The 19,129-nt window shown below is 71.1% G+C and carries 17 protein-coding genes; 7 read left to right on the forward strand and 10 right to left on the reverse strand.

The window, feature by feature from the left end; translation table 11 throughout:
• Nucleotides 1–102 precede the first annotated feature (102 nt).
• From ACN4JJ_RS05470 to ACN4JJ_RS05490, 5 genes are all read left to right on the forward strand, one after another.
• Nucleotides 103–1,542 (forward strand): aldehyde dehydrogenase family protein, encoded by a 1,440-nt coding sequence (locus tag ACN4JJ_RS05470; protein ID WP_440708903.1) that lies wholly within the window; start codon nucleotides 103–105, stop codon nucleotides 1,540–1,542.
• Nucleotides 1,542–2,564, forward strand: a complete 1,023-nt coding sequence (locus ACN4JJ_RS05475; RefSeq protein ID WP_440708904.1) for a molybdenum cofactor biosynthesis F family protein — start codon at nucleotides 1,542–1,544, stop codon at nucleotides 2,562–2,564. The genes ACN4JJ_RS05470 and ACN4JJ_RS05475 overlap by 1 nt, the downstream gene beginning before the upstream one ends.
• Entirely contained in the window at nucleotides 2,561–4,294 is a 1,734-nt protein-coding gene (locus tag ACN4JJ_RS05480; RefSeq protein ID WP_440708905.1) for an amidohydrolase, read from the forward strand. The genes ACN4JJ_RS05475 and ACN4JJ_RS05480 overlap by 4 nt, the downstream gene beginning before the upstream one ends.
• 128 nt (nucleotides 4,295–4,422) lie before the next feature.
• Entirely contained in the window at nucleotides 4,423–4,923 is a 501-nt protein-coding gene (locus ACN4JJ_RS05485; protein ID WP_440708906.1) for a GNAT family N-acetyltransferase, read from the forward strand.
• A 27-nt stretch (nucleotides 4,924–4,950) separates the two neighbouring features.
• Nucleotides 4,951–5,967 carry a zinc-dependent alcohol dehydrogenase gene (locus ACN4JJ_RS05490; protein WP_440708907.1) on the forward strand — a complete coding sequence of 339 codons (1,017 nt, stop codon included), beginning with the start codon at nucleotides 4,951–4,953 and terminating at the stop codon, nucleotides 5,965–5,967.
• A gap of 273 nt (nucleotides 5,968–6,240) precedes the next feature.
• On the opposite strand, the gene ACN4JJ_RS05495 is transcribed toward ACN4JJ_RS05490, so the two are convergent.
• The 4 genes from ACN4JJ_RS05495 to ACN4JJ_RS05510 are packed head-to-tail and all read right to left on the reverse strand — an operon-like array spanning nucleotide 6,241 to nucleotide 10,826.
• Nucleotides 6,241–6,987 carry an ABC transporter ATP-binding protein gene (locus ACN4JJ_RS05495; RefSeq protein WP_440708908.1) on the reverse strand — a complete coding sequence of 249 codons (747 nt, stop codon included), beginning with the start codon at nucleotides 6,985–6,987 and terminating at the stop codon, nucleotides 6,241–6,243.
• On the reverse strand, nucleotides 6,984–8,759 hold the full coding sequence (locus tag ACN4JJ_RS05500) for a branched-chain amino acid ABC transporter ATP-binding protein/permease (protein ID WP_440708909.1): 1,776 nt from the start codon (nucleotides 8,757–8,759) through the stop codon (nucleotides 6,984–6,986). The genes ACN4JJ_RS05495 and ACN4JJ_RS05500 overlap by 4 nt, the downstream gene beginning before the upstream one ends.
• Nucleotides 8,746–9,603 carry an ABC transporter permease subunit gene (locus tag ACN4JJ_RS05505; protein WP_440708910.1) on the reverse strand — a complete coding sequence of 286 codons (858 nt, stop codon included), beginning with the start codon at nucleotides 9,601–9,603 and terminating at the stop codon, nucleotides 8,746–8,748. The genes ACN4JJ_RS05500 and ACN4JJ_RS05505 overlap by 14 nt, the downstream gene beginning before the upstream one ends.
• A gap of 14 nt (nucleotides 9,604–9,617) precedes the next feature.
• Nucleotides 9,618–10,826 carry an ABC transporter substrate-binding protein gene (locus tag ACN4JJ_RS05510; RefSeq protein ID WP_440708911.1) on the reverse strand — a complete coding sequence of 403 codons (1,209 nt, stop codon included), beginning with the start codon at nucleotides 10,824–10,826 and terminating at the stop codon, nucleotides 9,618–9,620.
• Between the two features lie 261 nt (nucleotides 10,827–11,087).
• Here ACN4JJ_RS05510 and ACN4JJ_RS05515 point away from each other — a divergent pair, with 261 nt between their 5' ends.
• The gene (locus ACN4JJ_RS05515) at nucleotides 11,088–11,474 is read left to right on the forward strand and encodes a hypothetical protein (RefSeq protein WP_440708912.1); all 387 of its coding nucleotides are present in this window, start codon (nucleotides 11,088–11,090) and stop codon (nucleotides 11,472–11,474) included.
• Nucleotides 11,474–12,208, forward strand: coding sequence for an RES domain-containing protein (locus tag ACN4JJ_RS05520; RefSeq protein ID WP_440708913.1), 735 nt, complete (start codon nucleotides 11,474–11,476; stop codon nucleotides 12,206–12,208). Before ACN4JJ_RS05515 ends, ACN4JJ_RS05520 begins: the two co-directional genes overlap by 1 nt.
• A gap of 2 nt (nucleotides 12,209–12,210) precedes the next feature.
• On the opposite strand, the gene ACN4JJ_RS05525 is transcribed toward ACN4JJ_RS05520, so the two are convergent.
• Genes ACN4JJ_RS05525 through ACN4JJ_RS05550 form a run of 6 tightly spaced genes read right to left on the reverse strand, consistent with a single transcriptional unit; the run spans nucleotide 12,211 to nucleotide 19,099 of the window.
• On the reverse strand, nucleotides 12,211–13,125 hold the full coding sequence (locus ACN4JJ_RS05525; protein ID WP_440708914.1) for a DMT family transporter: 915 nt from the start codon (nucleotides 13,123–13,125) through the stop codon (nucleotides 12,211–12,213).
• A gap of 21 nt (nucleotides 13,126–13,146) precedes the next feature.
• On the reverse strand, nucleotides 13,147–13,926 hold the full coding sequence (gene pxpA / locus ACN4JJ_RS05530; protein WP_440708915.1) for a 5-oxoprolinase subunit PxpA: 780 nt from the start codon (nucleotides 13,924–13,926) through the stop codon (nucleotides 13,147–13,149).
• Nucleotides 13,923–15,410 carry an amidase gene (locus ACN4JJ_RS05535; RefSeq protein ID WP_440708916.1) on the reverse strand — a complete coding sequence of 496 codons (1,488 nt, stop codon included), beginning with the start codon at nucleotides 15,408–15,410 and terminating at the stop codon, nucleotides 13,923–13,925. The genes pxpA and ACN4JJ_RS05535 overlap by 4 nt, the downstream gene beginning before the upstream one ends.
• A gap of 10 nt (nucleotides 15,411–15,420) precedes the next feature.
• Nucleotides 15,421–16,419, reverse strand: a complete 999-nt coding sequence (locus ACN4JJ_RS05540; RefSeq protein WP_440708917.1) for an ABC transporter permease — start codon at nucleotides 16,417–16,419, stop codon at nucleotides 15,421–15,423.
• Nucleotides 16,416–18,008 (reverse strand): sugar ABC transporter ATP-binding protein, encoded by a 1,593-nt coding sequence (locus ACN4JJ_RS05545; RefSeq protein WP_440708918.1) that lies wholly within the window; start codon nucleotides 18,006–18,008, stop codon nucleotides 16,416–16,418. The genes ACN4JJ_RS05540 and ACN4JJ_RS05545 overlap by 4 nt, the downstream gene beginning before the upstream one ends.
• A gap of 2 nt (nucleotides 18,009–18,010) precedes the next feature.
• Entirely contained in the window at nucleotides 18,011–19,099 is a 1,089-nt protein-coding gene (locus tag ACN4JJ_RS05550) for a sugar ABC transporter substrate-binding protein (protein ID WP_440708919.1), read from the reverse strand.
• Nucleotides 19,100–19,129 lie beyond the last annotated feature (30 nt).

Below are 19,129 nucleotides of genomic sequence, written 5' to 3' on the forward strand. Positions count from 1 at the left end.
CAATCCTCGTTCCCGCAGAGACAAACGGATGCCCGCCCTCCCCGCCGACACTGGACCGACGGCGCAGCGAAGCGCCCGGAACCACGCGCAAGGGAGCAGACCATGGCGAAGAGCCTGTACATCGACGGAAGCTGGCAGGACGCCACCGGCGGGAGCTTCGAGACCATCGACCCGGCCACCGCGAACGCGATCGAGGAGGTCGGCAACGCCTCCGAGGCCGACGTCGACGCCGCCGTCGCCGCGGCGAGGGCCGCTCTGTCGAAGCAGGAGTGGGCTGGCCTCCTGCCGGTGCAGCGGGCGCACCTCCTGTTCAAGCTCGCCGACGCCATCGAGGCCCACGCCGAAGAGCTCGCCCGCCTCGAGACGCTCGACCAGGGCCAGCCGCTCGGCGTCTCGCGCAGCGTGAGCGTGGCGGGCGCGGCCGAGCACTTCCGCTACTACGCGGGCTGGGTGACGAAGATCCAGGGCACCACCAACCCGGTCTCCTTCCCCGACACCCTGCACTACACGCGGCGCGAGCCGGTGGGCGTGAACGCGCTGGTCACGCCGTGGAACTTCCCGCTGATGATCCTGGCCTGGAAGCTCGCTCCGGCGCTGGCGACCGGCAACACCGTCGTGATCAAGCCCAGCGAGGTCACGCCGCTCACCAGCATCCGTCTGGTGCAGCTGGCCGAGGAGGTCGGGTTCCCGGCCGGCGTCATCAACCTCGTCACCGGCGGCGGCGATGTGGGCGCCCTGCTCTCCAGCCACATGGATGTCGACCACCTCTCGTACACCGGGTCGACCGCCGTCGGCCGCATCATCACCAAGGCCAGCGCCGACTCGAACCTCAAGCGGCTCACGCTCGAACTCGGCGGCAAGGCGCCGAGCATCATCGCGGCCGACGCGGACATCGACGCGGCCGTGGGCGGCAACCTGATGGGCGGCACCCTCAACAGCGGCCAGGTCTGCGCCGCCTACACGCGGTTCTACGTCGACAAGAAGCGCGAGCAGGAGTTCGTCGACAAGCTGTCGGGCGGCCTCTCCGGCCTCACCCTCGGTTCGGGCCTGGACGAGTCGAGCCAGCTCGGCCCGCTGGTCTCCGAGAAGCACATCGGGCACGTCGAGCGGCTCGTGCGCAGCGGCCTCGACGAGGGCGCCTCGCTCGTGACGGGCGGCAACCGCACCGGCGAGAACGGCTACTTCTTCGAGCCCACCCTGTTCACCGGGGTGACGGATGAGATGACCATCATCCGCGAGGAGATCTTCGGCCCGGTGCTGGCCGTCACCACCTACGACGACGCCGACGAGCTCGACGCGCTGATCGCCCGCGCCAACGACTCGCAGTACGGCCTGGCCGCCACCATCTGGACGCAGGACATCGCCACCTCCCAGCGCCTGGCCAACGGCATCAAGGCCGGCGCCGTGTTCGTGAACATGCCGCCCATCCCCGACATGGCCGCGCCCTGGGGCGGGTACAAGGCCTCCGGATGGGGCCGCGAGATGGGTCCGTGGGCGATCGACGCCTACACCGAGGTCAAGTCGGTGTGGCTGCACTACTGATGAGCGCCGCATCCGTGACCCCTGCCGCATTGGACCCGTCCGACACCTCCACCTGGCTGCCGCTGGACGGCCTGGCGCCCGGCTTCGACGCCAACCGGGCACCGCTCTCTCGCGCGCTGGCCGGTCGCACGATCACCGTGACCGACCCACGCGGCACCCGCATCGTGCACCGCTTCGGCGCCGACCGGGTCGAGTGGGAATACCACCCCGGCGAGGGCGACCCGATCGCCGCCACCGCGCACGGCGACGACTACGAAGCCTTCGACGTCGACGACGAGCTCGTCTACGTGCAGTTCCACCACGAGTACCTGCCCGAAGAGGCGGTCTCGATGGTGCTCGATCTGCGCTCGGGCGAGGTGCTGACGGTGATCAGCATCGTCGGGCCCGAGGGGCAGGTGCCGCGCGTGCAGCAGGTGTTCGTGCCCGGCCGGATCGAGGAGGTGGCCGGGCGAGCGGATGTCACGACGGCGGGCGCCCCGCAGGTGGATGCGTCGGAGGCGGATGCTTCGCATGCGGATGCTTCGGCGGCGGATGCTTCGGCGAGCGCCCCGGCGCCGGCCGGCCCGGCCACCTCGGCGGCGCCGCATCCGTCGACCGAGCTGATCGGGCGGCGCGCGTTCTGGGTCTACAGCCCCGAGCACGCCTACGAGCACCTCTACCTCTCGCCCGAGTGGTACACCTGGCAGTGCCTGGCCGGCCCCGAGCGCGGGCTCGCCGACACGGATGCGAACACGGTGTGGCAGGTGCGTCCCGGGATCTACGTGTTCGCCTGGCGCGAGAAGGTCATCCCCTGTGCCTCGGTGACGATCGCCGACCACCGCAGCGCGCACGCCCTCCGCTCGCACGGAGCGCTCTTCGGGCTCGACGGATCGGGCGAGGGGTACGTGCACTTCACGTTCGGGGCGCACGGGCGGCTGCTGTCCACCACCGTGCACCCGGAGGGGTTCTCGCCCGAGGATTTCGGCGGGGCCGAGCGGTCCGGTGGGGCCGAGCAGTCCGGCGAGGCGGAGGCCTCATCGTGAGCGTGCCCGCGCCTGTGCCGGTGCACGCACCCGCCGTGCGCCTGTTCACGAACGGGCGCATCTTCACCGGGGACCCCGGCGGCGAGCGCTTCGTCGAGTCCCTGGCGGCGAGCACGGCCGACGGCCGCATCCTGGCGCTCGGCGGCGAGGCCGAGGTGCGCGCGGCGGTCGAAGCGTGGGTTCAGGATGCCGGTGCGCCCGATCCGCACGCCGGCACGGCCGACCGGACCAACCGGATCGACGTCGTCGACCTCGACGGCGCCTTCGCCATGCCCGGCTTCGTCGACGTGCACAACCACCACGCCCTGGCCGGCCGCAGCGCCATGTTCGAGCTCGAGGTCTCCCCCACGGCCTCGCTCGATGAGCTGCTGCAGGCCGTGCGCGGGCAGGCCGCCACCCTCGGCGCCGACGACTGGGTCGTGGGCGGAGCGTGGGGCAGCACCCTGCTCGAGGAGCTGGCCACGCAGGCCGCGCTGAGTCGCCTCGACGAGGCCGCCGGCGGGCGAGCAGTGATGCTCGCCGACGACAGCCGGCACAACCGCTGGGTGAGCTCGCGCGCGCTCATGCTGGCCGGCATCGGTCACGACTTCGTGCCGGAGGGCGGCGGAGTCGCACTCCGCGATCCGTCGACCGGTGCGCTCACGGGGGTGCTGCTCGAAGCGGCCGGGATCCCGGTCGCCGAGGCGCACGCCCGCGACGGCGGCCTCGACGCCGCGCAGCACCGCGCGAGCTCGAAGAAGGGCGTCGAGATCCTGTCGGGCTTCGGGGTGACGGCGTTCCAGGACGCGGCGGCCTCGCTCGACATCCTCGCCGCCCTCAAGGGCCTCGACGACGACGGCGAGCTTGATGCGTGGGTCGTCAGCTCGGTGCTCGTGAACGACGAGATCTTCGGCTTCTCCCCCATCGGCGACGAGCTGATCGCGCGCGCGGAGGCCTTCCGCAGCGCGCACCACCGGCCCGACTTCGTGAAGATCTTCCTCGACGGGGTGCCGCCGGCGCGCACGGGCGCCTTCCTCGAGCCATACCTGCCCGACGACGCCCACGGCGATCACTTCCACGGGCACAGCACGATGGATCCGGACGAGCTGTACGACTGGCTGCGCCGCACCGCCGCGCGCGGGCTGTCGGCGAAGATCCACTGCACGGGCGACGCCTCGGCCCGCCAGGTGCTCGACGTGGTCGAGCGCTTGCGCGCCGAGGGCGTGACCGCGCGGTACCAGATCGCGCACGGCCAGTTCGTCTCCGACACCGACATCGCGCGCTTCGCCGCCCTCGACGTCTCCGCCGACATCTCGCCGTTCATCTGGTTCCCGGGGGTGATCCCGGATGCCATCGCCGCGGTGCTGCCGCCGGACCGCGCGTCACGGATGCAGCCCAATCGCGCGCTGCTCGACTCGGGCGCGCTGGTGGCCGGCGGATCCGACTGGCCGGTGAGCGAGTCGCCGAACCCGTGGGAGGGGATCGAGGGGCTGGTGACGCGCGCCGACCCGCTGGCCCGCGCATCCGGAACCCTCTGGCCCGAGCAGGCCATCTCGCTCGAGGAGGCCCTCGCGGTCTTCACCCTCTCGGCCGCCACCGCGATGGGGCTCGGTGCCGAGACCGGCTCGCTGGCGGTCGGCAAGTCGGCCGACCTCATCACCCTCGACCGCGACCCCTTCGAGGTCGCCCCCACCGCCCTGCACACCCTCCGGGTCACATCCACCCACTTCGCCGCCCGCCGCGTGCACTGATCCCCTCGCCCCGCACCGCGCGCCGCACCGCGCGCCGCACCTCACCCACCCGTCACATAGTCCCGCTTTGGCCAGCGAATAGCGGCACTGAGTGACGGGTCGACGGGGTTTGCGCTAGCCTCGCGCGCATGATCGAACTCGCGCGGCCGCCCGCGCTCCTTCCTCCCTCGGGCTCCGTGAAGACCTCGTACCTCGTCGGGGAGCAGGCCGACATGCTGCACCGCGGCTCGGAGACGGCGTGGCTGCGGGAGGCGAGTCGCGACTTCGACGCGTTCGTGGCCGCGCGGGTGGGCGTGCGGGAGCGGTGGGGCGTTCCGTCGGAGCTCTTCTGGTACACCTCGGGCGAGTACTACCTCGGCTCGCTCGTCATCCGGCACCGGCTGACCGACGACGAGGGCGGCGGGCACATCGGGTACCACGTGGTCTACCCGTGGCAGCGGCAGGGGCACGCCACACGGATGCTCCGCGACGCCCTCGCGCGCTGTGCCGACCTGGGCATCGAGCGGGCGCTGCTCACCGTCGCGCCGGACAACGCCGCCTCGCTCGAGGTCGTGCGCCGCAACGGAGGCGTCGCCGACGGCATCAACCACGAGGGCGAACTGCGCTTCTGGGCCGACACCCCCCGCTGACCGGCATCCGCCCCTACGATGTGGAGCATGAGGGCGTACGTGATCACCGGGCCCGGCGAGGGCGCCGTGCAGGATGTGGAGGCGCCGATCGCGTCGGCCGGGACCGTCGTGATCGACGTCGAGCGGGTGGGCGTCTGCGGCACCGACTCCGCGTTCTACAGCGGGGAGATGCCGTTCCTGCACAACGGGCTGGCGGAGTATCCACTGCGCCTCGGCCACGAGTGGAGCGGCACGGTCACCGCCGTCGGCGAGGGGGCGGATGCGGCGCTGCTCGGGCGACGGGTGACCGGCGACACCATGCTCGGCTGCGGAACCTGCCGCCGCTGCCTCGGTGGCCATCAGCACGTCTGCGAGTTCCGCTTCGAGGTGGGCGTGCGCGGGGGCTTCCCGGGCGCCCTCGCCGAGCAGCTCGCGATGCCGGCGCGGGCCATCCATCCGCTACCCGACGAGCTCGACCCGGCCCTGGGCGCTCTCGTCGAGCCCGGCGGCAACGCCCTGCGCGCGGTCTGGGGTGCGGCGCTCACCGAGGGCGACCGCGCCCTCGTGCTCGGCGCCGGAACCATCGGGCTTCTCGCGGCGATGTTCGCCCGGGCGCAGGGGGCCGAGGTGCACCTGATGGGCCGCTCCGAGCGATCCCTCGAGTTCGCCCGCACGCTCGGTTTCGACGGGGTCTGGACGGCCGACGAGCTGCCGGATCTGCCCTTCGGCGCGGTCATCGACGCCTCGGGAGGGCACTCGCTCCCGGCGAAGGCCCTCGAACTCGTGGAGCCCGCCGGGCGGGTCGTCTACATCGGGCTCGCGAGCTCGCCGAGCCTCATCGACACCCGGGAGCTGACCCTGAAGGATGTCACAGCCGTGGGCGTGCTGAGCGGCTCGCCCAGCATGAGCGCGGCGATCGACCTCTTCGCCGCCGGCGCGATCGACCCGCGCCCGCTCATCGGCGCGACGGTCGGCCTGTCCGAGGTCGGCTCCGTGCTCGCCGGCGAGCGCCCCGCCGAGGCGGGCCCCGGACCGAAGATGCTGGTCGATCCCACCCTCCCCTGAGCCGCCGGCGTCTCCCGCGCTCGCCCCGTCCCCGCACGCGCCCCGTCCCCGCGCGCCCCGCCCCCGCGACTTGCCACAACTTGTGGCAAGTCGGCGCGAAAACCGGCGACTTCTGCCAAGTCGCCACGGCCGGCACGAAAACCGGCGACTTCTGCCAAGCCGCCACGGCCGGCGCGAAAACCGGCGACTTCTGCCAAGTCGCCACGGCCGGCGCGAAAACCGTCGACTTCTGCCAAGTGGCGGTTTCGGGAGGCGCGTGCGGGCCGCGCGGGGTCAGCCCAGGTAGGCCTTGCGGAGCGTGTCGGGCTCGTCGAGCAGGCGGGCGGCGGGGCCCGCGTAGCTGACGCGGCCGCTCGTGATGACCAGGGCATCCGTCGAGATGCCGAGCGCCAGCTGCGCGAACTGCTCCACGAGCAGCACCCCCACCCCGGTCGCCGCGAACCGCTGCACGATCGGCAGCAGCCGCAGGAACACCACCGGCGCGAGCCCGAGCGACATCTCGTCGATCAGCAGCACCTTCGGCCGCGCCGCGAAGGCCCGGGCGAGCACCACCATCTGCTGCTCGCCGCCGGAGAGCAGCGCGGTCGCCGAGTCGAGCCGCTTCTCCAGCTCGGGGAAGTACTCCAGCGTGCTCTGAACGACGGATGCGTCGCGCGAGGCCAGCTGCAGGTTCTCGCGCACGGTGAGCGAGGGGAAGATCGCCCGCCCCTGCTCCACGTGCACGATGCCGAGCTTCGCGCGCCGGCGCCGGGAGAGCTTGGTGATGTCGACGCCGTCGAAGACGGCCGATCCGGATCCCGCCTGGATCACCCCCGAGATCGACTCGAGCAGGCTCGTCTTGCCGGCGCCGTTCGGGCCGACCACCGCCGTGATCGACCCGGGCACGACCGCCAGCGACACGTGCGAGATGACGGGGCCGATGCCCCGGCTCACCGTGAGGTCGTCGAGCACCAGGGTTCCGGATGCACCGGCCGGGCGGTCGGCGCCGGCCCCGGTGTTCACGTCAGCGCGCTCGTTCACAGCATCTCCGTCTCGCCCATGTAAGCCTTCAACACCTCGGGGTCGTTCATCACCGTCTCCTGCGGCCCGCTCGCGAGCACGGCGCCGAAGTTCAGCACCGTGATGCTCGAGCAGACGCTGCGCACCAGATCGAGGTCGTGCTCGATGATCAGGATGCTCGTGCCGTAGCGCGCCGGGATCATCCGCAGCCGCTGCCCGAACGCCACGTGCTCCTCGTGCGAGAGACCCGCGGCGGGCTCGTCGAGCACCAGCAGCCGGGGCTTCGCGGCGAGGTTCGCCGCCACCTCCACGAGCCTGCGCGTGCCGACGTCGACGTTCACGATCCGGGTCGAGGCCGGCGGGCAGCCGAGGAACGCGAGCACCTCGGCGATCGCCACCGGCTCGGCCTCGCCGCGCGCGATGAACGCCACGTAGTCGCCGACAGTGAGGCTCGGCGGCACGCGGTCCTGCTGGAAGGTGCGGCGCAGGCCGAGTCGCGCCCGCTTGTGCGGGGGCAGCCCGTCGAGCGCATCGCCGCCCAGCCGCACGGTTCCCTCGTGCTGGGGCAGGAAGCCGGCGACCGCATCCACGAACGTCGACTTGCCGGCGCCGTTCGGGCCGATCAGCCCCACGATCGCACCCTCGTCGACGGTGAGGTCGACGTTCTGCAGCGCCTTCACCTGCCCGAACGACACCGAGAGCCCGGTGACCGTGAGCAAGGGCGTGCCGGACGCCGAGCCGGGGCCCGATCCGGCGCCCGACGCCGACGGCTGATGGCTCGCCGCGAAGGCCTCCTCACTCAGCGGCACGAGCCCGGTCGAGGTGCCCGCACCGCGCCGGTGCCGCCGCTTCGTGAGGGCGTTGCGCAGATCCTGACCCAGGTTCGAGTTGGTGGTGAGCGCCTGGATGCCGAGCGCGCCGAACACCACGAAGCCCCAGTCCTGCGGGATCCCGAAGCGCTTCAACAGCTCGGGGATGAGAACCCACAGGATGCCGCCGAACACCGCCATCTCGATCAGGTACGCGCCCGAGACGATCGCCAGCACGTAGAGCGCGAGCGACTGGATGGTGCTGAAGCCCGCGGGGTAGGCCGTGCCCACCTGGCCAGCGATCAGGCCGCCCGCGATGCCCGCGATCGCGGCGCTCACGGCGAAGGCCGAGAGCTTGGCGAGCCGCACGCTGGTGCCGGCCGAGGCGGTGCCGCGCTCGGAGAACGCGACCGAGCGCCATCCGCTGCCGAACCGGCTGCGCTGCAGGTAGTGCACCGCCACCGCGATCACCACGAGCACGATCGCGCAGAAGAAGAAGAACCCGCGGTCATCGAGAAAGCCCTCCGGCCGCGGCACCTTCGTGCCCTGCGGAGCCCCGGGGAACTGGGTCTTGAGAAGGGTCGCATCCGCCGCCGCGGCGAAGCCGAGCGTCACCACGGCGAGGTTCACGCCCCGCAGCCGCAGCGCCGGCAGCCCGATCACGACACCAGCCAGCCCGGCCACGACCCCGCCCGCCACCAGCCACAGGATGTAGCCTCCCGGCACCTCCAGCACGGTGAACAGCGAGACGATCCAGGCGCCGACCGCTGCGAAGGTGAGCTGGCAGAGCGCGATCATGCCGGCCGTGCCGGTGACGATGCCCAGGCCGAGCAGTGCGATCGTCGCCACGATGGCGGTGATGGCGAGATACACGAGGTAGGTCGGCAGCAGCGCACTGAGCGCGAACGCCACCAGCACGGCGACGATGCCGAAGACGAGGGGCGAGATCCGGCGGGAGCGGAAGAGCGTGTCAACGAGCGGCATCCCACACCTCCTTGCGCTGGTTCCAGAGAAGGAAGACGACGATGAGCACGAGCGGGACCCAGTCGCGCACGAGCGACAGCTCGGGGAACTGGGCGGTGGCCCCCTGCAGCATCCCGAGCCCGAGGCCGCCGATGACGGCGAGGTCGAGCCGGCGGAAGCCGCCGACCAGCGCTGCGGCCGAGGCCGGGATGACCAACAGCGAGAGCGAGGCTGCGTCACTGGTCTGGGTGGGGGCGACGATGGCGATGGCCACCGCCACGATCAGGCCGGTGACCAGCCAGACGCCGATGGCGAACGGCTTCACCGGCACGCCCATCAGCTCGGCGGCCACCGGCCGGTCGGCGATCGCGCGGAGAGTCGTGCCGACCCCGGTCTTGGAGAGCACGATCTTCGCGGCGATCGCCACCACGACGGCCAGCACCACCATCACGACGGTCACCTGGCTGACGACCACTCCGCCGATCTCGAACGCCGGGCCCGGGAAGACCGCCCGGAAGGTCTTCGGCTTGGTGCCGAACAGGATGTACGACATCGAGATGAGCAGCAGCAGCGAGGCCACCGTCACCGCCGAGCGGGCGCTGATGGATGCCTCGGGCAGCCAGGTGGCGATGATCCAGCCGATCAGCCCCGAGAGCACCACCCCGCAGAGGATGCCGAGGAAGACGGCCAGCCCCTGCGGGACATCCGCCTCGGCGAACATCACGGCGATGAATGCGCCGAACATGCCGATCGCGGCTTGCGAGAAGTTGATGACCTTCACCAACTGCGCCATGAGGGTGAGGCAGACGGCGATCACGGCGTACACGCCGCCCGCCGCCAGCCCCGCCAGTGCTCCCTGAAGCATCTGAGCTCGACGCCTTACTTCGCGAACGACTCGGCGGTCACCCAGGTGTCGGCCGCGTTCGACCAGGTGGTCGCTCCGGGCTCGATCACGATGGGCCAGCCGGCCGTGTTGGAGGAGTGCGACTCACCCGGGCCGAACAGCCACGGGGTACCCGCCATCGGGGTCTCGTAGCCCTCGGTCTGCGCCTTGAACGCCGCCGTGACGGTCTCGCGGGTGATGTCGCCGTCCATGCTCTTGAGCATCTCGATGAAGTTGTTCGCCGCGAGGTAGCCGCCCTGCGCGAACGAGGTCAGCGGCACGTCGTGCTTCTCCATCAGCGCCCGCCAGTCGCTGTTCGCCTCGTTCGACTCGTCGGTGTAGGGCGCGAACTCGGCCGGCACGTACACGCCCTTGCCCACGAAGCTCGCCGCCTCGGCGAACTGCGCCGAGTAGGCCGAGGTGAGGAAGAGGAAGGTCATGTCGGTCATGCCCTGCGCCTCGGCCGCCTTCAGCACGCCCGCGGCATCCGGCTCGACGCCGTTGCTGTAGATGGCGTCGCAGCCGGCCTCCTTGGCCTTGATCACGTAGGGGGTGTAGTCGGATCCGCCGTAGGGCACGGTGTCGTCGAGCATCTCGAAGTCCTTGCCGGTGGTCTTCGTCCAGTTGTCGAAGGCCTCCTGGTAGGCCGCCCGGGTGGAACCGGCGATCTCGAGCAGGCCGCAGATCTTCTTGAGGCCGAGCGTCTCCGATCCGTAGCTCAGGGTCAGCTGCGTGTCGAGGTAGGGGCCCGCGTTCGTCGGCGAGATGTTCGGGGTGCTGAAGCAGAACGGGTCGACGCCGGTGCCCTGCACCGAGACGATGCCGCTCTGCTCGTAGTAGTCGGCGTTCACCTCGCAGTCGAGCAGGCTGGCCGAGCCCACGAGGGCGACGGCGTTGGTGCTCTCGACGGCGTCGCGGGCGGCGGAGGAGGCGGCCGAAGGGTCGCCCTTGTCGTCGAGCGCGGTGTACTCGATCGGCCGGCCGTCCAGGCCGCCCGCCGCGTTGAACTCGTCGAACACGGCCTGCGCCGCGGCGGAGGCCTCGGGGAAGGTCGCGGCGCCGCTCAGCGCGTTGACCGAGGCGACGGCGATGGGGTCGCCGGTCGCGGTGGATTCGTCGGCGTTGCTGCCGGAGCATCCGGCCAGCACCAGGGCGCTGCTCGCGGTGATCGCCGCGAAGACGATCGTGCGCTTCATGATTCGCATGTGCGTTACCTCTCGGGATTCCGTGCGCGACCTCGGTGTCGCGCATCGGCACTGCTCAGCTGTGGGAGCTGTGGTTCTGGTTCACAGTAGGGACGGCCATCCGTCGCCCGGTTGTCACCGGCGGCACACGTCTTGACTCTCCGCGAAGTTCCGCTGCGCTGCCGTCACGCCGCCCGGCGGAGCCGCGGGGGGTATCCAGGGTGGGATTGGTGGTGTGATCCTTGCTTGTATCGTCGGTGACGTGGCGGTAAAGTCGAGGATATGTCCACGACGATCGCCGCTCCCGAGCTGAAGGCCTACAACGATTCCATCCGGCACGCCCTGCCCACGGTCGTCGGCGATCTGCGTCTCGCACTGGGGGCGAAGCTCGTCGCCTACATCGCTGGGGTGACGGAGACGCGAACCGTGCGGGAATGGGTCGAGACGTCGAGGCGGCCGACGCCTTCGGCGGAAGAGCGGCTGCGGCTGACGCACCGGATCGTGACGCTGATCGGCCAGAGCGAGGGCGAGCGGGTGGTGCCGACGTGGTTCCAGGGCATGAACCCGCTGCTGAGCGATCGATCGCCGGCGCGCGTGCTGCACGAAGACGACTTCGACATGGCCGCTCCTCGAGTTCTCGCTGCGGCGAACGCCTTCGTCGGCGTCTGATGCCGGCCCCCGCGCTCGCCATCGTCGAGCCCGACGGTGCGACGGTCTGGCGGGTGGGCAGGGCGCCCGACCCCTGGGCATGGATCGACCGGCGGTACGCCGGCCATCAGCGCTGGGATGACTTCGCCGGGGTGTTCCGCACCATCTACGCGGCCGACTCGCTGTTCGCCTGTTTCGTCGAGATACTGGCCTACTCGCGGCCGGATGTGCAGGTGAACGGCGACGACCTCCTGGGCGGGATCCTCGAAGACCCACGAGACGGTCGGGATTACCCGGTACCTCCAGCGGGTGAAATCCCGTACGACTGGGTTCACGGGCGGATCACGGCCGATGCCGCACTCGATGGCCGATTTGTCGACGTGCGCACGGCCGCCACGGTGGCGGCGCTACGACCTCACTTCGCCGGACTGGCAGTCGCTCTTGGCTACCCCGACTTCGATGCGGCGGCGCTGAAGAGCGCAGACCCGCGCGAGCTCACGCAGCGAATCGCCTCGCACCTCTACTCGTTGACGGACGGACGCGGAGACGCGGTCGCCGATGGCATCCGCTTCGCCTCCCGGCACGGCGACGAACTGACGATGTGGGCGATATTCGAGCGACCCGGAGACGAGCCCGCGAGCCTGCTTCTGACTCGAGGCGCCGCCTCGCTCGTCGACGCTCACGACACCGCCCTCGCACGCGCCATGGATCTGCATGGCCTCGCCTGGGCCGATGCTGCTGAGCAGCCTGGCTGAGATCATTCAGCGGTTGTGGCGGCCGGGCGGCGGAAGGCGCGCTCGTTGGCCAAAGCGACCCCGGCGATCACGATGGCGCCGCCGACGAGCTGCGCGACGGTGAACGGATGCCCGGCCAGCACCGTGAAGGCGGCCGTGAACACCGTGATGAGGTTGAGGAAGACTCCGGCGCGGGCGGGCGGGATCACCGTGAGCGCCCGGTTCCAGAGCAGGTACGACAGCACCGAGGGGAACAGCCCGATGAACAGCAGCGCCAGCCACACCTGACCGCCCTCCGGGAGCGTGGGCCCGCCACGGAACGCGGCCACGGGCGCGAGCACCACGATCGAGACGACGGCCTGACAGGCGGTGGAGGCGATCGGCGGGATCCCCGTCACGAGGCGGCCGGCGATCGTGTAGCCGGTCCAGGCGAGGATCGCGCCGAGCATCAGCAGCTCACCCGTTCCGAAGCCGCCCCGGAACAGGGATCCGGGATCGCCGCCGCTCAGCACCACGAGCACGCCGGCGAGTGCCACGAGGATTCCGGCGACTCCTGTGGCCCTCAGTCGCTCGCGCAGCACGAGGGCTGCCGCGATGCTGATCAATGCCGGATTGAAGGCGTTCACCAGCGACGCACTGAGGGCATCGGTGTGTTCGAGCGCCGCGTAGAGGAAGAGGTTGTAGCCGAGCAGCCCGAACCCGGCGAGCACCAGGATGGCCCGCCAGGCCTTCAGCAGGTCCCGCCAGCGCGGCCGCTCCACGAGCTGGGCGATCACGAACAACGGCACCACCGCGATCAGCCAGCGCAGCAGCGCGAGGCTCACCGGATCCATCGCCACCACCGCGGCGGCGCCGACGATGTAGTTGCCCGCCCACAAGACCGTCGCCCCGATCAAGGAGGTGATCGCGACGACGGTCCGCCGGGCGGGTCGGGGCATTCGGTGGTTCTCCGGCTGGGTTCAGGATGTGGTGACGACGGCCGCCCGCGCGTCGACGACTCCGCGCACCGCACGCGCCACCTCCACCGCGTTCGGCAGATCGGAGTGGATGCAGAACGATTCCACCCGCACCGGCAGCGTAGCGCCCCCGACGGTGGTCGTCTCGCCGTCCTCCAGCGCGCGGCGGGCACGGGCGGTGACCTCGCCGATCGAGCGCTCGGCACCGGTGCGGCGCACGATCACGGTGTGGTCGTCGTCATAGTCGAGATCGACGTAGTACTCCGCCACGAACGCCACGCCGCGCTCGGCCGCCACCCACTCGTGCGGCGTGCCGGCGAGACCCAGCACCGGCACCGAGTACTGCAGCGCCACATCGCAGAGTGCGTGCACGAGCGCCGGGCTGCGCGACATCATCCCGAACAGCGCGCCGTGCGGCTTGATGTGGTGCAGCGGTGCACCCGCGGCATCGAGGAAGCCCACCAGCGCACCCACCTGGTACCGGATGAGGTCCCTGGCCTCCTCGGGTTCCAGGGCCATCTCCCGCCGGCCGAAACCGGCGATGTCGGGCAGGCCCGGATGCGCGCCGATCGTCACACCCGCCGTGACCGCGCGCGCGACGACCTGCCGCATGGCGCTGGGGTCACCCGCGTGCATCCCGCAGGCGACGTTGATGGTGTCCACGAATTCGAGCAGCTGCTCGTCGTGCCCGAAGGAGTGGATGCCGACCGATTCGCCCATGTCGGAGTTCAGGGTGACCGTGCCGTGCGACGCCGCCGCTGCCGCTGCCGAGCCCGTGCTCACTGCTCGAAGCGCGGAGCCCGGCGCGCCGCGGTGGCCGCTTCCGCCGCCGAGGCCGTGCGCAACAGCGTCTTCTCGCCGTAGGGCAGCGCCATCAGCTCGATGCCCACGGGCAGTCCCCCCGGCGTGAATCCGGCCGGCACCGTCGCGGCGGGCAGGTGCAGCTGCGAGGCGATGACGGTGTTGGTGGGATAGGTGAGGCAGGTCCAGCGATCGGAGAAGACGTCGGTGTGCAGCGGGGCCGGCAGCTTGGTGTCCGGGAACACGATGACGTCGAGTTCTAGCTCGGCCATCAATCCCACCACCGAGCGCTGGAACGTTCCCTGCGCCACGATCCGGTCGAGGTAGTCGGGATCGTCCTTCGGTGTGGCCGGGCCGTCGGCGATGCCCTCGAAGAGGTCGAGCTTCTCGTGGTACGAGCCACTCGCCCGGAGCGACTGGATCGACTCGATGCCGAGGGTGGGGCGGGCGGCCACGAAGGCGTTCATGTCTTCGAGCGAGCGGCTGTAGTACACCGAGGTGAAGCCCACGTAGTGCCCGAGGTCGGGGATCGAGACGTCGACGAGCTCGGCGCCCGCCTCGGCGAACGCGGCGAGCGCCTCCTCGATCACGGCGTCGACGGCCTCGCCGTCGGGATCGCCTGCGCCGGCGAAGGCCTCGCGCAGCACACCGATGCGGGTGCCGGAAAGGGAGGCGCCCTCCAGGGCGTCGCTGTACGAGCCCTCCTCGGCGGCCACCGCGTACGCGGCGGTGTACGGGTCGGCCTTGTCGTATCCGACGAGCACGTCGAGCAGACGGGCGGCGTCGGCCACCGTGCGCGTCATCGGGCCCGCGGTGTCTTGCGGCACGACCAGCGAGGACATGCCGCTGCGGCTGATCAGGCCGGGTGTCACGCGCACGCCCACCAGGTTGCAGAACGAGGCGGGCAGACGGATCGAGCCACCGGTGTCTTCACCGATCCCCACCAGGGCGAGATTGGCCGCCACGGCTGCGGCGCTGCCGCTGGACGAGCCACCCGGGTCGCGCGCGAGGTCGTACGGGTTCTTGGTGACGCCGCTCTTGGAGGAGGTGGAGAACCAGGAGGTGGCGAAGTCGGGCATGGTGGTCTTCGCCAGCACGATGGCGCCCGCCGCCTTCAGGCGGCCGATCGCCGTGGCGTCCGTCTCGGGCGTGTAGTCGCCGCTCGCGCTGCTGCCGAAGCTGGTGGGGATACCCGCGGTCTCGATCTGGTCCTTCACCACGATCGGCACGCCGTGCAGGGCGCCCCGCAGCTCGCCGTCGGCGGCGAATGCGGCGTCGAGGGCATCCGCCTCCTCGAGCGCCGTGGGCGAGACGGTGATGATCGAGTTCAGGGCGGGGCCCGAGCGGTCGATCGCGTCGATGCGGTCGAGGTAGGCCTCCACCACCTCGCGCGCGGTGAACTCTCCGCTGCGGTAACCCTCCTGCACCCGGGCGATGGTGGTCTCTTCGAGGTCGAAGCTGGTCATGGTGTTCTCCTTACTGGTGGATGCTAGCGCCCCGGGTACGACCGAATCGGCGGGAGAGCACCCGCCAGTCGACCGTCGCGAGTGCGGCGATGATGATGAGGCCCTTGATGATGTTCTGGTAGTAGGCGTCGATGTCGAGCAGGTTGAAGCCGTTCTGCAGGGTCGCGAGGATGGCGATGCCCACGGCCGTGCGCCAGATCGCACCGCGCCCTCCGCTCAGCGAGGTGCCGCCGACGATCACCACCGTCAGCACGTCGAAGACGAGGTTCGGGTTGGTGCTGGGTTGCGCCGAACCGAGCTGTGAGGCCGTGATGATGCCGGCGATGCCCGCGCACAGCCCCGAGATCGCATAGCTCGACGCCGTGACCAGCCCGGTGCGGATACCGGCCAGCCGGCTCGCCTCGGTGTTGCCGCCCACGGCGTAGATGCTCTGGCCGAACGGCGTGTAGGCCAGCACGAGCCCCGCCACGATGAGCAGCAGGATGAGCAGCATGCCCGAGAACGGGATGCCGAGCAGCCGGCCGGTGCCGAGAACGCGGAACGGCTCGAAGTCGACCACGAAGGCCACGTTGCCGGTGAGCACCAGCGTGGCCCCGCCGATCACGAGCGACATGCCGAGCGTGGCGATGAACGGATTCACGCGCAGGCCTGTCACTACGAAGCCGTTCACGGCACCCACCAGGAGGCCGACGCCGATGGCCGCGGCGAAGGCGACGAGCGGCGCCTGGGTCTGCCCGAGGGCGGCGGCCACCACGGCGCAGAGCGAGTAGATCGCCCCGACCGAGAGGTCGAAGCCGCCCGTGATCACCACGTAGGTCATGCCGATGCCCATGATGCCCACCGGCGCCCACTGGCTGAGGATGTTCATCAGGTTGCCGCCGGCGAGGAAGCCGGGCTGGGCGATCGCGATCACGGCGACCAGCACGGCCAGCGCCACGACGATTCCGTAGCGGCGGAGCACGGCGGCGAGCGGATGCGCCCGGCCCGCCGGGAGGGATGCGGCGGTCATGCTGCTGTCCTTTCCTGGTTCGGGGCGCCCGAGGCGCCGGTGCTCGCGGTACCCGCGGCGAAGGCGATCTCGAGCACCTGGTGCACGGAGCATCCGGCGGGCAGCTCGGCCACCACGCGGCCGGACGCCACCACGAGCACGCGATCGCTGTGGCTGACCACTTCGTCGAGGTCGCTGCTGGACCACACCACGGCGCGGCCCTCGGCGGCGATCCGTCGAGTGGTCTCGAAGATCTGCGCCTTCGCCCCGATGTCGATGCCGCGGGTCGGTTCGTCCAGCAGCAGGCAGCGCACCGGGCGGCTGAGCCAGCGGGCCAGCACGAGCTTCTGCTGGTTGCCGCCGGACAGCTCGCCCGCGGCGCCACGGAGCCGCTCGGGAGAGAAGCCGACGGCCGAGGCGCCGGCGCGCGCCCAGCGGGTGAGGCGGGACAACCGTACGGGGCCACCCCGAGACGCCGTGCCGAAGCGGCCGAGCGCCACGTTCCAGGCGGCGGGCCGGTCGAGCACCAGTCCCTGTGCCTTGCGGTCCTCGGGTGCCAGCGCGATCCCGAGCCGGGTGCCGGTGGTCGGCGAAGCCGGCCAGCGTACGGTGCGGCCGTCGAGCGCCATCGCGCCGCCGTCCACGGGATCGGCGCCGGCGAGCGCCCGGAGAAGCCGGGTGCGCCCGGAGCCCACCAGCCCGGCGAGGCCGACGATCTCTCCGGCGTGCACTCGCAGGTGGTCCAGGCTCACACCGGGCGCACGCAGGTCGCGCACCTCGAGCAGCGGTTCACCGAGCGGACCCGACTCGCGGGGCGCGGCGATCTGCTCGAGCTCGACCCCGCCCAGCATGGCGCGGATGAGGCCCGGCTTCGTCCAGGCATCCGCCGGCCGCGACTCCACCACGGCGCCCTCGCGGAGCACTGTGACCTCGTCGCAGACCTCGAGCACCGCATCGAGGTCGTGCGAGACGTAGACGATGCCGCAGCCCTCGGCCTTGAGCCCCCGGATGACCTCGTGCAGGTGGGCGATGTCCTCGGGCCCGAGCGAGGCTGTGGGCTCGTCCATCATCACGAGGCGGTGCCCGCTGTCGACGGCGCGCATGATCTCCAGGAGCTGCTGCGCGGCGGTGGACAGCGTGCCGGCGAGCGCCGAAGCGGGTACCGCGGTGCCGACCGCCTCGGCGGCGGCGCGGTAGCGGGCGGCGGCCCGGCGGCGGTCGACGATCCCGAATCGGGTGGGCAGGCGCCCGAGCAGCACGTTGGACTGCGCCGTCATGTCCGGGACGATGGTGAGTTCCTGGTAGATCGTGGCGACGCCGGCGGCCGAGGACCGCTTCGGATCACCCCCGCCCACGGGCACGCCCCAGACCAGGATCTCGCCCTCGTCCTCAGCGATCGCGCCCGCGATCATCTTCATCAGAGTGGACTTGCCGGCGCCGTTCTCGCCCACGAGGCCGTGCACGCGCCCGGCGCCGACGGTGAGGCTCACGCCGTCGACCGCACGCACGCCGGGGTAGCTCTTGCGGAGCCCCCGGACGGCGAGGGCGGGCACGGCGTGGGCGGCCACGGGTGCGCCCGCAGCGACCGCCCCCGGGCTTGCGATCGTCACGATCAGTACTCCGGTGTGAACTCGGCGGCGTTCTCGGTGGTGATGAAGATCGAGCCCGGCCCGTCGAGCACCACCGGCGAGTCGGCCAGGTAGGTGAAGCCGGGGGTCATCTCGCCGGTGTCCAGCGCCTTGGCGAGCTGCACGACGCCGTAGTACGACTCCTCGTAGGGGAGCAGGACGGTGGTGCCGTTCCAGGTGCCGTCGGCCACCTTCGCCACGCCGAGCTCGGTGCCACCGACGCTGTAGATGCGCACGTCGGTGCCCGGTGTCTTACCGGCGGCGACGATGGCCTGCTCCACGCCGCGGGTCATGTCGTCCCAGGAGGAGACCACCAGATCGACGTCGGGGTTGCTGCTCAGGGCGTCCTGCACCACGGTGAGCGCCGTGGCCGGGTCGAAGCTCCCCGGCTGGTCGGAGACCACGGTGACGTTCGGATACTCGGACTCGGCCTGGGCGAGCGCGCTCTCCCAGCGGGTGAACAGGTCGCTGCCCACGAAGCCGCCCACGGCGACCGCCTGGCAGTCGCCCTCGCAGGAGGCGAAAGCGTTCTGCAGGTGCTCGAGGAAGTACGACTCGGTCTGCATCGCCACGAATCCGGCGGTGCCGTCGGTGTAGTCGGCGTCGCCGCACATCGGGCTGTTGATCGTGGCGACGGGCTTCCCGGTCGCGGCGAGAAGTTCGTAGTCGGCGCAGCCCGAAGAGTCGGCGACCGGCGAGAACACGTAGCCGTCGAAGCCGCGTTGGATGGCGTCCTGCACCTGCGTCAACTGCGCACTGGGGTCGAAGGCGGCGCTGAACAGAGTGACCTCGGCGCCCACCGCGGCCGCGGCATCCTGAGCACCCTGCCAGCGGGTTTGGCAGAAGGTGTTCTCGGTGGCGCACTCGGCGATGTAGGCGATCTTCGCCCCGCCTAGGTCGGGGAGTCCGGCGTCGATGTAGTCGAGTGTGGCCGTCATCGCCTCACTGCTGGCGACGGCGGTGGCGGCCGGTGCCGAGGTGGCCTCTCCGGCGGGGGCGGGGGCGCTGCAGGCCGCGAGTGCCGCCACGGCGGCGAGGGCGGCGACCGTGGTGGCGATCCGTCTGGGGTTCACGGTGATCTCCTAAGCTGGATCCGGTTTGGT

This window comes from Herbiconiux dendrobii (genome assembly GCF_052048175.1).
Taxonomy (GTDB): domain Bacteria; phylum Actinomycetota; class Actinomycetes; order Actinomycetales; family Microbacteriaceae; genus Herbiconiux.

Coding starts and splice junctions, on each gene's coding strand:
- ACN4JJ_RS05470 (WP_440708903.1), top strand. CDS start 103: ATGGCGAAGAGCCTGTACATCGACGGAAGCTGGCAGGACGCCACCGGC.
- ACN4JJ_RS05475 (WP_440708904.1), top strand. CDS start 1,542: ATGAGCGCCGCATCCGTGACCCCTGCCGCATTGGACCCGTCCGACACC.
- ACN4JJ_RS05485 (WP_440708906.1), top strand. CDS start 4,423: ATGATCGAACTCGCGCGGCCGCCCGCGCTCCTTCCTCCCTCGGGCTCC.
- ACN4JJ_RS05490 (WP_440708907.1), top strand. CDS start 4,951: ATGAGGGCGTACGTGATCACCGGGCCCGGCGAGGGCGCCGTGCAGGAT.
- ACN4JJ_RS05500 (WP_440708909.1), bottom strand. CDS start 8,759: ATGCCGCTCGTTGACACGCTCTTCCGCTCCCGCCGGATCTCGCCCCTC.
- ACN4JJ_RS05505 (WP_440708910.1), bottom strand. CDS start 9,603: ATGCTTCAGGGAGCACTGGCGGGGCTGGCGGCGGGCGGCGTGTACGCC.
- ACN4JJ_RS05510 (WP_440708911.1), bottom strand. CDS start 10,826: ATGCGAATCATGAAGCGCACGATCGTCTTCGCGGCGATCACCGCGAGC.
- ACN4JJ_RS05515 (WP_440708912.1), top strand. CDS start 11,088: ATGTCCACGACGATCGCCGCTCCCGAGCTGAAGGCCTACAACGATTCC.
- ACN4JJ_RS05520 (WP_440708913.1), top strand. CDS start 11,474: ATGCCGGCCCCCGCGCTCGCCATCGTCGAGCCCGACGGTGCGACGGTC.
- ACN4JJ_RS05525 (WP_440708914.1), bottom strand. CDS start 13,125: ATGCCCCGACCCGCCCGGCGGACCGTCGTCGCGATCACCTCCTTGATC.
- ACN4JJ_RS05535 (WP_440708916.1), bottom strand. CDS start 15,410: ATGACCAGCTTCGACCTCGAAGAGACCACCATCGCCCGGGTGCAGGAG.
- ACN4JJ_RS05540 (WP_440708917.1), bottom strand. CDS start 16,419: ATGACCGCCGCATCCCTCCCGGCGGGCCGGGCGCATCCGCTCGCCGCC.